This is a genomic window from Sphingomonas sp. Leaf25 (assembly GCF_001421635.1).
Taxonomy (GTDB): Bacteria; Pseudomonadota; Alphaproteobacteria; order Sphingomonadales; family Sphingomonadaceae; genus Sphingomonas.
Genome location: NZ_LMKU01000012.1, coordinates 366,281 through 378,507 on the forward strand (window position 1 = coordinate 366,281; position 12,227 = coordinate 378,507).

General features: G+C 68.2%; 9 protein-coding genes and 1 tRNA gene. 7 read left to right on the top strand and 3 right to left on the bottom strand.

The window, feature by feature from the left end; translation table 11 throughout:
• On the bottom strand, window positions 1-833 hold an 833-nt coding region (purU, locus tag ASE78_RS06320), incomplete at its 3' end, for a formyltetrahydrofolate deformylase (protein ID WP_056495284.1).
• Window positions 834-873: 40 nt separating this feature from the next.
• A tRNA-Cys gene (locus tag ASE78_RS06325) sits at window positions 874-947 on the bottom strand.
• Between the two features lie 172 nt (window positions 948-1,119).
• Here ASE78_RS06325 and ASE78_RS06330 point away from each other — a divergent pair.
• The 4 genes from ASE78_RS06330 to ASE78_RS06345 all read left to right on the top strand — a co-directional run bounded on the left by ASE78_RS06330 (window position 1,120) and on the right by ASE78_RS06345 (window position 7,347).
• A complete protein-coding gene (locus ASE78_RS06330; RefSeq protein ID WP_056494631.1) occupies window positions 1,120-1,785 on the top strand; it encodes a protein-L-isoaspartate O-methyltransferase family protein in 666 nt (221 codons plus the stop codon).
• Window positions 1,786-1,793: 8 nt separating this feature from the next.
• Window positions 1,794-3,365 (top strand): TolC family outer membrane protein, encoded by a 1,572-nt coding sequence (locus ASE78_RS06335; protein ID WP_056494634.1) that lies wholly within the window; start codon window positions 1,794-1,796, stop codon window positions 3,363-3,365.
• 34 nt (window positions 3,366-3,399) lie between these two features.
• A complete protein-coding gene (locus ASE78_RS06340; RefSeq protein ID WP_056494637.1) occupies window positions 3,400-3,969 on the top strand; it encodes a DUF2497 domain-containing protein in 570 nt (189 codons plus the stop codon).
• A 684-nt stretch (window positions 3,970-4,653) separates the two neighbouring features.
• A complete protein-coding gene (locus tag ASE78_RS06345) occupies window positions 4,654-7,347 on the top strand; it encodes a valine--tRNA ligase (protein ID WP_056494640.1) in 2,694 nt (897 codons plus the stop codon).
• Between the two features lie 114 nt (window positions 7,348-7,461).
• Here ASE78_RS06345 and ASE78_RS06350 read toward each other — a convergent pair whose 3' ends face one another.
• Window positions 7,462-8,340 (bottom strand): diacylglycerol/lipid kinase family protein, encoded by an 879-nt coding sequence (locus ASE78_RS06350; protein WP_056494643.1) that lies wholly within the window; start codon window positions 8,338-8,340, stop codon window positions 7,462-7,464.
• Between the two features lie 82 nt (window positions 8,341-8,422).
• On the opposite strand from ASE78_RS06350, the gene hemB reads away from it, so the two are divergent.
• From hemB to ASE78_RS06365, 3 genes are all read left to right on the top strand, one after another.
• A complete protein-coding gene (gene hemB / locus ASE78_RS06355) occupies window positions 8,423-9,409 on the top strand; it encodes a porphobilinogen synthase (RefSeq protein WP_056494646.1) in 987 nt (328 codons plus the stop codon).
• The gene (locus ASE78_RS06360; protein WP_055756454.1) at window positions 9,406-9,936 is read left to right on the top strand and encodes a GNAT family N-acetyltransferase; all 531 of its coding nucleotides are present in this window, start codon (window positions 9,406-9,408) and stop codon (window positions 9,934-9,936) included. Before hemB ends, ASE78_RS06360 begins: the two co-directional genes overlap by 4 nt.
• A partial coding sequence (locus ASE78_RS06365; RefSeq protein ID WP_414886784.1) for a spermidine synthase occupies window positions 9,933-11,909 on the top strand: 1,977 nt, incomplete at its 3' end. The genes ASE78_RS06360 and ASE78_RS06365, both read left to right, overlap by 4 nt.
• Between the last annotated feature and the right edge of the window lie 318 nt (window positions 11,910-12,227).

Below are 12,227 nucleotides of genomic sequence, written 5' to 3' on the forward strand. Positions count from 1 at the left end.
CCGTTCAGGAACACGCGGCGTTCGGCGGCCCAGCGGACGGCGCGGGCCAGCACCTGTGCCTCGACATCGCGGCCGATGCGGATCAGATCGGCTTCGGTGTCGCGGTGGTCGACGCGCTCGACCGCCTGTTCGATGATCGGGCCTTCGTCGAGATCGCCGGTGACGTAATGCGCGGTCGCGCCGATCAGCTTGACGCCGCGATCATGCGCGCGGGCATAGGGGCGGGCACCCTTGAAGCTTGGCAGGAAGCTGTGATGGATGTTGATGCAGCGGCCGGCGAGCGCCGCCGACAGATCGGGTCCCAGCACCTGCATGTAACGGGCGAGGACCAGCAGGTCGGCCTGTGCATCGCGCACGACGGCAAGCATCGCCGCCTCCTGCGCCGCCCGGTCGCCATCCACGATCGGCAGGTGATGGAACGGCACGCCATGCCATTCGGTCAGCGCGCGCAGCGTTTCGTGGTTGGAGACGACGCCGACGATCTCGACCGGCAGATCGCCGGTCTTCCAGCGGTGGAGCAGGTCGTTGAGGCAATGGCTGCCCTTCGACACCGCGATGACGATCCGCATCCGCGCGTCGCTCGGCGTGATCGACCAGTCGCAGTCGAAGCGATCGGCGACAGGGCCGAAGCCGCCGTGCAGGCTGTCGGTCGAGGACGGGAAGGCGGGGCCTGCGCCGCGAAACTCGACGCGCAGGAAGAAGCGGCCGGCATCCAGATCGGCATATTGCTGGCTGTCGAGGATGAAGCCGTCGATCCCGGCCAGATGCCCGCTGACGGCGGCGACGATGCCGATCCGGTCGGCGCAGGACAGCGTCAGGACGTGCGCGGTCATCGGCTGCACCCTCAGAAATCAAAAATGTCGGGAAACCGACTGGAGGCGCGACCGGGAATCGAACCCGGGTGCAAGGATTTGCAGTCCTCTGCGTCACCACTCCGCCATCGCGCCTCGATGTCGTGGGAGGCGGGCCAATGCGGGGGGAACGGCGCGGTGTCAACCGTCCCCGGGCAAAATATACGTTTCTGCTCGCTTGGCGGCGGTGCGCCGGCGCGATAGACAGCCGGCGAATTCGCGCGATGTGTATTGCGCCCCTAAAACAGTTGTGCGACAGGACTCCGCCATGACCGACACGACCCGTTCCCCGTCCGATTTCGACGCCATGCGCCATGCGATGGTCGTCAGCCAGCTTCGCACCAGCGCGGTGAGCGATCCGCGCGTCGTGGAGGCGATGGGCGACGTGCCGCGCGAGGCGTTCGTCCCCGCCGCGCAGGCGGGCGTCGCCTATCGCGATGCCGCGCTGCCGCTGGGCGGGGGCCGGGCGATCAACGCGCCGCTGATCCTCGGCCGGCTGCTGACCGCCGCCGAGATCGTGGCCGACGACCGGGTGCTGATTATCGGTGCCGCCACCGGCTATTCGGCCGCCGTCACCGCGCGGATCGCCGGATCGGTCGTGGCGCTGGAGGAGGATGCGGCGATGGTCGCGACCGCGCGCGGCGCCGTCGCCGGTGCCGAGGTGGTCGAGGGGCCGTTGACGCAGGGCTGGGCCGCCGCCGCGCCCTATGACGTCATCCTCATCGACGGCGCGGTCGAGCAGGTGCCCGACGCGATCGTCGCGCAACTGGCACCGGGCGGGCGGCTGGCGACGGGGATCGTCGATCGCGGCGTTACCCGGCTGGCGCTCGGTCGTAAGACCGGCGGCGGCTTCGGCCTGACCGAGTTCGCCGATCTCGATTGCGTCGTGCTGCCGGGCTTCGCCCGTCCCAAGACGTTCCAGTTCGCAAGGTAAGGAAGACGATGCGGGGGGGGAAGTTTGCCGCGGGGGTCGCGTTCGTCGCACTCCTTGCCGGACCGGCGGGGGCCGAAACGCTGCGCGAGGCGCTGGTGCGCGCCTATGCGACCAACCCGCAGTTGACCGGGGCGCGCGCCAATCTGCGCGCCACCGACGAAACCGTGCCGATCGCCCGGTCGCAGGGGCTGCCGCAGGTCACGACGCAGGGCACCGTCACCGAACAGGTGCTGAACACCCAGACGCGCGGCGTGACGCAGGCCCCGCGCATCGGCCAGGCGCAGGCGACCGCGTCGCTGCCGCTCTATGCCGGGGGCGCGGTGAAGAACGGCGTGCGTGCCGCCGATGCGCGGGTGCTGGCGGGTCGCGCCAGCCTGCGCAGCACCGAGGCCAATGTCTTCACCCTCGTTGTCGCGGCCTATAACGACGTGCTGCGCGACGAGGCGATCGTCCGGCTGAACCAGCAGAACGTCAGCGTGTTGCAGGTGAACCTGCGCGCGTCGGGCGACCGGTTCCAGGTCGGCGACCTGACCCGCACCGACGTCGCCCAGTCCGAGGCGCGGCTGGCGCAGGCACAGGCGCAGTTGCAGCAGGCCGAGGCGAACCTCGTCACCAGCCGCGAGAATTACGTCGAGGTCACGGGTGCCCCGGCCGGCCGGCTCGATCCACCGCCGGGCCTGCCCAACCTCCCCGCCGATCCGAACGGCGCGGTGCGGGTCGCGGTCGCCAACAATCCGGCACTGGTCGCGGCGCAGCGGGCGAGCGACGCCGCCGGGTTCGATGTCCGTGTCGCGCGGGCGGACCGGCTGCCGCAGGTCGGCGCGTTCCTGACCGGCAGCTATACCAGCTTCCTCGGATCGGCGCAGTCGATCGACGGCATCGTGCTGCAACAGGACGGTGGACAGGCGCAGGCTGGCGTGCGGGTGACGATGCCCTTCTATCAGGGCGGCCGCCCCGCCGCGCAGATCCGCCGGGCGCAGGCGCTGGAGGGCGTCGCGATCGAACAGGTGACGCAGACCGAGCGCGCCGTCGTGTCCGACGCGCGCTCCGCCTATGCCGCATGGCAATCGGCGTTGCGGGTGATCCAGTCGTCGGAAGTGCAGATCACCGCGAACAAGCTGTCGCTGGAAGGCGTGCGCGCCGAGAACAGCGTCGGCACGCGCACCATCCTCGACATTCTCGATGCCGAACAGGAACTGCTCAATTCGCAGGTGCAGTTGGTGACGGCGCGGCGCGATGCCTATGTCGCGGGCTTCGCGCTGCTGGCGGCGATGGGCCGGGCGGAGGCGCGCGACCTCGGGCTGGACGGCGGCGCGCTGTATGATCCGGTGGCCAATTATGACCGGGTACGGGGCAAGAGCTGGGACTGGAGCGACGACCCCGCGCCGAAACCGGTCGCGCCGGGCACGGTGAACACGCCCGCGCAGACGCCGGCGGTGACACGCGAGCTCGATCCGAAGTTGCAGCGCAGCGCCAATCCCTATACCCCGACCGACGGTCTCGACGCGCCGGACCGGCGTCGTGGCGGCGATGGCGTGACACCGGGCGTTGACAGTCCGGCCGCCAGACCCGACAACTGAGCGATTACAGGGACGTTTGCACATGAGGGTGGCGATGGGGGATGTCGGAGCCGATACGTCGATGGAGGACATCCTGTCCTCGATCAAACGGATCATCGCCGAGGAAGGCGAAGGATCGGCACAGGCCATTCGTGGCCGCAAGTCGATCCGCACCGCGCAGCCGCGCGAGCTGGACGACCGTGACGACATCCTCGAACTGAACCACAGCGTCGCGGCGCCACCGCCGCCGCGGATCGAACAGGCCAAGGTCGAATCGATCCGTGTCGAACCGATCCGGGCCGAAGCGCCCGAACCCGTCGCCGAGGCCCCCCGCGTCGTCGCCGAACCCGAACCCCCCGTGCAGGAGCCTGCGCCGATGCCTGCCGCCGCCGCACCCTCGATCGATCCGGCGATCGTTTCCGACCGCGCGGCCGAGGCGAGCCGTGGTTCGCTCGACCAGTTGTCGCGGATGCTGGTGAAGCCCGAGACGCCGGGCACCGACTCGCTCGAAGGACTGGTGCGCGAGATGCTCCGCCCGATGCTGCGCGAATGGCTCGACGCCAAGCTGCCCGGCATCGTCGAGACGATGGTCGCCAAGGAAATCGCGCGGATCAGCGGGCGGTAGAAACAGGACCGGTTCACGCGAAGGCGCGGAGACGCGGAGAAGAAGTTTTCGCGCAGAGGCGCGGAGGTGCAGAGGGGGTTGCGGGCACAACCTCCGTCGGCGTTCCGGCGAAGCCTCTCGCCTGCCCCCCGGTGAAGTTGAAGCGCCGCTGTCGCGGCAGGCGTGACATTCTCTGCGCCTCTGCGCCTCTGCGCGAAAATCCTCTTTCCCTTTCTGAAACTTGATTCGCCCGCCCGGAACCGTCGCCCCAGCCAAGGCTGGGGCCTCAAGCGGCTCCTGTCGCGCGCACTCCCCGGGAGATCCCAGCCTTCGCCGGGATGACGTTTGTTTCGGGATGGGTGGATCAGCCCTGGGGCCGATCGACACTCAGCCATTCCGGTGCAGTTCTTAGTCGAAAACGCCGCCCTTCTTCGTCACCCGGACTTGTTCCGGGGTCCACCTAGCCGCAAACGCTGTCGCAAGTGCCTCGAGCGGCATCGATCTCTGCACGGTGGACCCCGGAACAAGTCCGGGGTGACGGAAATGGTCTTTGCTGGCGTCACGGCCAACGGAATGTCGATCGGACCCAGGCGTAACCCCTTCGCGTCTTCGCGCCTTCGCGTGAACCAAATCTTCCCTTCCCGGCAGCAGCACCGGGCGACCCGCCCCTTGCAACCCCGCCGGTTCCGCGCCATTCGCCACAGCATGAGCGAACTGCCCAAGACCTTCGACCCCGCCGCCATCGAGGCCCGCTGGTATCCGCATTGGGAAAAGGCCGGCCTGTTCCGCCCCAAACGGCCGGGCGCGCAGCCGTGGACGATCGTCAACCCGCCGCCCAACGTCACGGGCAGTCTGCACATCGGCCATGCGCTCGACAACACGTTGCAGGACATTCTCGTCCGCCATGCGCGGTTGCAGGGCAAGGACGCGCGCTGGGTGGTCGGGACCGACCATGCCGGCATCGCGACGCAGATGGTAGTCGAGCGCCAGATGGCGCAGGCCGGGCAGAAGCGCACCGACTTCACCCGCGACGATTTCGTGGGCAAGGTGTGGGAATGGAAGGCGGAGAGCGGCGGCACGATCACTGGCCAGCTCCGCCGGCTGGGCTGTTCGATGGACTGGTCGAACGAGCGCTTCACGATGGACGAGGGATTTTCGGCCGCCGTGCTGAAGGTCTTCGTGCAACTCTACCGCGAAGGGCTGCTCTACCGCGACAAACGGCTGGTGAACTGGGACCCGGGCCTCGGCACCGCGATCAGCGATCTGGAGGTCGAGACGCGCGAGGTGCAGGGCAGTTTCTGGCACCTGCGCTATCCGCTGGCCGACGACAGCGGCTTCATTGAGGTCGCGACGACCCGGCCGGAGACGATGCTGGCCGACATGGCGGTGGCGGTGAACCCGGCCGACGAACGCTATACCGCGCTGATCGGGCAGATGGTTCGCCTGCCGATCACCGGCCGGCTGATTCCGATCGTGGCGGACGAGCATGCCGATCCCGAACTGGGGTCGGGTGCGGTCAAGATCACGCCGGGGCATGACTTCAACGACTTCGAGGTCGGCAAGCGCGCCGGGTTCAAGGCAGCCGACATGCTCAACATGCTCGATGCGAAGGCGCAGGTCTGCCAGACCGCCGACGGGCTGATCCCGGCCGGGTATCTCGGGCTGCCGGGCAACGACCCGAAGGCGCCGGCCGACGCCCGCCGTCTCGTCGTCGTCGCGCTCAAGGAACAGGGCTTCCTCCTGCCGCACGTCGACAAGGACGGGGTGGAGCATGATGCCGAGCCGCGTCGCATCCAGACGCCCTATGGCGATCGATCGGGCGTGGTGATCGAGCCGTGGCTGACGGATCAGTGGTATGTCGACGCCGCGACGCTGGCGCAGCCGGCGATCGAGGCGGTGCGATCGGGTGCGGTCAAGATCGTGCCCAAGTCGTGGGAAAAGACCTATTTCAACTGGATGGAGAACATCCAGCCGTGGTGCGTGTCGCGGCAATTGTGGTGGGGGCATCGCATTCCGGCGTGGTTCGCCGACGATGGCCGCGTGTTCGTCGCCGAAACCCATGCGGAGGCGCAGGCCGAAGCGGGGGAGGGCGTTGCGCTCAAGCAGGACGAGGACGTCCTCGACACCTGGTTCTCCTCCGCGCTGTGGCCGTTCGCCACGCTCGGCTGGCCCGACAACACCGACCCGACGCTGGGCGGGCGCTACAGCAACGACGTGCTGATCTCGGGGTTCGACATCCTGTTCTTCTGGGATGCGCGGATGCTGATGCAGGGCATCCACTTCATGAAGGAAGTGCCCTTCAAGACCTTGTATCTCCACGGCCTTGTCCGCGCCGCCGATGGCGCGAAGATGTCGAAGTCGAAGGGCAATACCGTCGATCCGCTGGGGCTGATCGATGCCTATGGCGCCGATGCGCTGCGCTTCTTCATGGCGGCGATGGAGAGCCAGGGCCGCGACATCAAGATGGATGAGAAGCGGGTCGAGGGCTATCGCAACTTCGCGACCAAGCTGTGGAACGCGACCCGCTTCGCGCAGGCCAACGGCATCGGCGCGTCGCAGGCGCTGGAGGCACCAAAGGCCGACCTCGCGGTCAACCGCTGGATTATCGCCGAGACGATCGAGACAGTACAGGCGCTCGACCTCGCACTCGCCGACCTGCGCTTCGACGGGGCGGCCAATACCATCTACCAGTTCACGTGGAGCCGGTTCTGCGACTGGTATCTCGAACTCATCAAGCCGGTGTTGCAGGGCGGCGGCGAGGGCGCGGAGGAAACCCGCGCGGTGGCGGGATGGGTCCTCGACCAGATCCTCGTGATGCTCCACCCGTTCATGCCGTTCATCACCGAGGAACTGTGGCATGCGCTTGGGGAACGCGACAACGACCTGATCGTCGCGCGCTGGCCGATGGCGGATGCGCGCGCGATCGATCCGGGTGCGCGCGCCGAGATCGACTGGCTGATCCGGCTGGTGAGCGAAGTGCGCGCCGCGCGGACCGAGCTGAACGTGCCGCCGGGCGCGCGGCTGCCGCTGCATGTTCGCGATGCCTCGGCGCTGACCGGCGAACGGCTGGCCGCCCAAGCGGCGGTGCTGGCGCGGCTCGCGCGGGTCGACCGGGTCGAGGGCGAGGCACCGGCGGGCGGCGCGCTCCAGATCGTGGTGGACGAGGCGACGTTCGTCCTGCCGCTGGGCGAGGTGATCGACCTCGACGCGGAGCGCGCGCGGCTGACCAAGGCGATCGCGGCGGCGGAGAAGGAACGCGATGCGCTGGCCGGGCGGCTGGGCAACGCCAGTTTCGTCGAACGCGCGAAGCCCGAGGCGGTGGATAAGGCGCGCGCCGATCACGCCGACAAGATGGCCGAGGCGGCGCGGCTGCACGCGGCGCTGGGGCGGTTGGGCTGACGTTCGTCATTCCGGCGAAGGCCGGAATCCATGGTCACGAGCGGTATCGATGGAGTCGCTACCGTTCCCTATCCGTGGATTCCGGCCTTCGCCGGAATGACGAGTGGGGGTGGCTTACGCTGGTGCCATCACCTCGATGATCCCGGCGGCGATCTTCGCCGTCACCGGCGTCTTGGCCAGCACCTCGCCATCGATCGAGATCGGCAGGCGCGGCACGGTTTCGATGCGCAGCGATTGCCCGTGGAACGACACGGTATCGACCCGGCGCGAATCGAGGCGGAAGAACCCCGCCGCCCAGTTGCGCACCAGCGAACGCTTGCCCTTGCCGCACACGACCTGAACCACGATTTCGCCGCTGTCGACCTGTGCCTCTTCGACCAGTTCGGTGCCGCCGTGATAGGGGCCGTTGGAGATGCGAACCTCGGTCGCGGTCAGCCGCTGGACATGGCTGCCGTTGGTGACGGTCAGCTCGAACGGCTGGAACCGCGCGAACTGGAGCGCCGCCCAACTGAGATAGCCCACGCGCCCGAACAATTTCTTGACGCCGTGCGGAATGGTCTGCGCGATCAGCGGCGAGATGCCGATCGCGGCGCAATTGGCGTAATAGTCGCCATCGACCATGCCGAGATCGATCCGCCTTGGGCGCCCGGTGCGCAGCACGTTGACCGCGCCGGGGATGTCGAGCGGGATGCCGAGCGTGCGGCAGAAGCTGTTGGCGGTGCCGAACGGCAGCACGCCGAGGATCACGTCATGCCCCAGCAGATGGTCGACGAGGCTGCTGATCGTCCCGTCGCCGCCGCCCAGCACCACCAGATCGGGCTTGGCGGCCAGCACCTGTTTCAACCGGGGGACAAGATCGTCGGGGTCCTCCACCGCATGCGCGTCCACCTTGTACGGCAGGCCCTGCATCGCCTTGCACGCCTCGGCGAACTGGGCCTGACCGCGCCGTGACCGGGCGTTGACGATCATGGCGGCGGATCGGATGTGGGTCATGCGGTCGGTAACGCTCCGTAACGAAAATCGCCGCACGACTTTCGGTTGATCCGATACGGTGCATGGCCCACAAGTCCGGCCCATGTCCGCCGCTTACCCCGCGCTGCGCCTTCGCCGCACCCGCGCGTCCGCCTGGAGCCGCCGTCTGCATGCCGAAACGCTGCTGACGCCCGCCGATCTGATCTGGCCGCTGTTCGTGACCGAGGGCGAGGATACGCCGGTCAAGCAACTGCCCGGCGTCACCCGCTGGACGCTGCCCTCGCTGGTCGAGCGGGTGCGCGAGGCACGCGACCTGGGTATTCCGGTCGTCGCGCTGTTCCCCAATACGCCGCAGGCGCTGCGCAGCGACGACGGCAAGGAGGCGTATAATCCCGACAATCTGATGTGCCGCGCGATCCGCGCGATCAAGGATGCGGTGCCCGACATCGGCGTGCTGACTGACGTCGCGCTCGACCCCTATACCAGCCATGGCCACGACGGGATCGTCGATGCCGATGGCTATGTGCTGAACGACGTGACCGCACAGGCACTGGTACGGCAGGCACGGGTGCAGGCGGCGGCGGGCAGCGACATCATCGCTCCGTCGGACATGATGGACGGCCGTATTGGCATCATCCGCGCCGCACTGGAGGCGGACGGGCATCACAACGTCCAGATCATGGCCTATGCCGCCAAATATGCCAGCGCCTTCTACGGCCCGTTCCGCGATGCGGTGGGTTCTCGCGGGCTGCTGAAGGGCGACAAGAAGACCTATCAGATGGACCCCGCCAACCATGAGGAAGCGCTGCGCGAGGTCGCGCTCGATCTGGCCGAGGGCGCGGACAGCGTGATGGTGAAGCCGGGGCTGCCGTATCTCGACATCGTGGCCAAGGTGAAGGCCGAGTTCCGCGTGCCGGTGTTCGCGTATCAGGTGTCGGGCGAATATGCGATGATCGAGGCGGCGGTGGCGGCGGGTGCGGGGGAGCGCGACGCGCTGGTCCTCGAAACGCTGCTGGCGTTCAAGCGGGCGGGGGCGAGCGGGGTGCTGACCTATCACGCGGTCCATGCGGCGCGGTTGCTGGGAGCATGATCGCCACCGACCGGCTGGTGCTGCGCCGCTGGGAAGATCGCGACCGGCCGATATTCTACGCGCATTGCGCCGACCCGGAGGTGATGCGCTATTTCCCGGCGCCGATGACCCCGGCCGAAGTCGATGCCGCGATCGACCGGCAGGACGGCTATCAGGCGACGCACGGCTATTGTTTCTGGGTCGTCGAGGCGCGGGCGACCGCGACGATGATCGGTTTCTGCGGGTTGAAGCCGGGTGCCGAGGGTACGCCGCTGGAAGGCGGAGTCGAGATCGGCTGGCGCTTCGGCAAGGAATATTGGGGGCAGGGATTGGCGCGCGAGGCGGCGATGGCCAGTCTCGACTGGGGGTTCGTCAATCTGGGCGTCGATCGCATCGGGGCGATCACCGCCGCGACCAATATACGCAGTTGGGGATTGATGGAGCGGATCGGCATGGTCCGCAGCATGGGTGAGGATTTCGATCATCCGGCGGTGCCCGATGACAGCCCGCTCCAGCGTCATGTCACCTATTGGAAGACGCGCCCGTGAACGATGGCGAAGGCGAGGGGCGGGGCGGTGGCCTGCCGATCCGGCTGACCTATGTCGCGGCGATCCTGACCGGATCGTTCCTGCTGTTCCTCGTCCAGCCGATGGTCGCGCGCATGGCGTTGCCGCAACTGGGCGGCGCGCCAGCGGTGTGGAATTCGGCGATGCTGGTGTATCAGGCGCTGCTGCTCGGCGGCTATGCCTATGCCCATCTGCTCGGCAAGCTGGTGCCCAAGGCGCAGGCGACGGTGCATCTGCTCCTGCTGTTGCTCGCCGCCGCATGGCTGCCGATCGGCGTGTTGGCGGGGCAGGTGCCCGCCGGGGCCGAACCGGTGCTGTGGACGCCGTGGCTGCTGGCGGCATCGATCGGGCCGTTGTTCTTCGCGGTGTCGGCGCAGGCACCGCTGCTGCAACGCTGGTTCGCCTTCGCCTGTCCGGGGCGCGATCCCTATGCGCTCTATGCCGCGTCGAACGTCGGCAGTTTCGCCGGGCTGATCGCGTATCCGTTGCTGGTCGAACCGCTGCTGTCGCTCAAAGGGCAGAGCTGGGGTTGGAGCGTCGGTTATGGCGTGCTGTTGCTGCTGGTCCTCGCGTGCGGCTGGCTGTTGCCGTTGCGGCGCGATGCCGTCGTCGTCGGTGATCCGGGGCCGGCACCGGGGATGCGGCGGGTAGCGCACTGGATCGTGCTGGCGCTCGTGCCCTCGGGGCTGATGCTGGCGACGACGACCTTCCTGACGACCGACATCGTCGCGGTGCCGCTGCTGTGGGTGTTGCCGCTCGGCCTGTATCTATTGAGCTTCACCGTCGCCTTTGCCGACCGGCGGGGGATGGCGGAGGCGATAACCCGTTACGCGCCGATCACGATTCTGGTGTTCGGCGGCATGATGATCGCCGGGCATCACGACTTTCCGCTGCTGAACGCACTGGCGGCGTTGCTGCTGCTGTTCGCGGTGTCGGTGTCGCTGCATACCCGGATGCACGCGCTGCGCCCGGCACCGGCGCGGTTGACCGGCTTTTATCTGGCGATGTCGGTCGGCGGCGCGCTGGGCGGGGTGTTTGCCGGGCTGGTCGCGCCGGTGGTGTTCGACTGGACCTATGAATATCCGCTGCTGATCCTCGCCGCCGGGCTGCTCGCGCCGCTGCCGTTCCTGCTGCCGGTGACGCAGCGGCTGTGGCGCGCGCGGACGACGGTGCTGTCGGCGGCGGCGATCGGCGGGGTCGTCGTGCTGGTGGTGCTGGGGCTGACCAATCCGGCCGGAATGCTGGGCACGAAGGCCGATGCCGTTGCCTTCTTCGGGATCGTCGCGATCGGGCTGTTCGCGATCGGCGCGCGGCTGCCCTATGTCGTGGCGCTGGCCGGGGCGCTGTATCTGTTCGGCGGCTATCGCGCGATCGAACTGTCGCTGGAACCCGGCGCCAGGACCCGCAGCTATTTCGGCGTCTATACCGTCGCGCACGGCAATGGCGTGCGCGAGTTGCAGCACGGCACGACGTTGCACGGCATCCAGTTGACCGGATCGCCGGCCCGCGAACGGACGCCGACGACCTATTACGTGCCGCAATCGGGAGTCGGCGAGGCGCTGCGCGCTGCCCCCGTGATCTATGGTCCGAAAGCGCGCATCGGCGTCGTCGGGCTGGGGACCGGGACGCTGTCGTGCTACGCCCGGCCGGGGCAGCAATGGCGCTTCTACGAGATCGACCCGACGGTGGTGCGGATCGCGCGCGATTCGGGGGCATTTACTTTTCTGCGCAACTGCCTACCCGATGCCCGGATCGTGATGGGCGATGCGCGGCTCTCGCTGACCGATCAGTCGGCGAACAGCCTCGACCTGCTGGTGCTCGACGCCTTTTCGTCGGATGCGGTGCCGATGCACCTGATGACGCGTGAGGCGTTCGCGACCTATCGCCGGGTACTGGGACCCAAGGGGTTGCTGCTGGTGCATATCTCCAACCGCTATCTCGATCTGGGGCCGGTGNGTCGCGGCGACGGCGGGCGGGTGGATGGCGGCCGGACTGTCGTACCAGCCGGCGAGCGAGGCGAACGGCGAAACCGGGTCCGAATGGATCGCGCTCACCCCCGATCCGGAGGTGCTTGCCGAATTGCTGGCGAGCGGCGGCGACTGGGTGCCGCTGCCGCCGTCCGATGCCTCGCCATGGACCGACGATTATGCGTCGATCCTCCCCGTTCTGCGGGCGCTGCAGTAACGTCCGATCCGCTCACGCGGATGCGGCACCGGCCCGCTCCCCCACCCGGCCACCCACAGCGTATTCTTGATGGGTGGCCGGGTGGGGGA

What these genes read in the sequence shown, in the direction of transcription:
- ASE78_RS06350 (WP_056494643.1), bottom strand. Translation starts at nt 8,340, where the DNA reads ATGACCCACATCCGATCCGCCGCCATGATCGTCAACGCCCGGTCACGG.
- hemB (WP_056494646.1), top strand. Translation starts at nt 8,423, where the DNA reads ATGTCCGCCGCTTACCCCGCGCTGCGCCTTCGCCGCACCCGCGCGTCC.
- ASE78_RS06330 (WP_056494631.1), top strand. Translation starts at nt 1,120, where the DNA reads ATGACCGACACGACCCGTTCCCCGTCCGATTTCGACGCCATGCGCCAT.
- ASE78_RS06345 (WP_056494640.1), top strand. Translation starts at nt 4,654, where the DNA reads ATGAGCGAACTGCCCAAGACCTTCGACCCCGCCGCCATCGAGGCCCGC.
- ASE78_RS06360 (WP_055756454.1), top strand. Translation starts at nt 9,406, where the DNA reads ATGATCGCCACCGACCGGCTGGTGCTGCGCCGCTGGGAAGATCGCGAC.
- ASE78_RS06340 (WP_056494637.1), top strand. Translation starts at nt 3,400, where the DNA reads ATGGGGGATGTCGGAGCCGATACGTCGATGGAGGACATCCTGTCCTCG.
- ASE78_RS06335 (WP_056494634.1), top strand. Translation starts at nt 1,794, where the DNA reads ATGCGGGGGGGGAAGTTTGCCGCGGGGGTCGCGTTCGTCGCACTCCTT.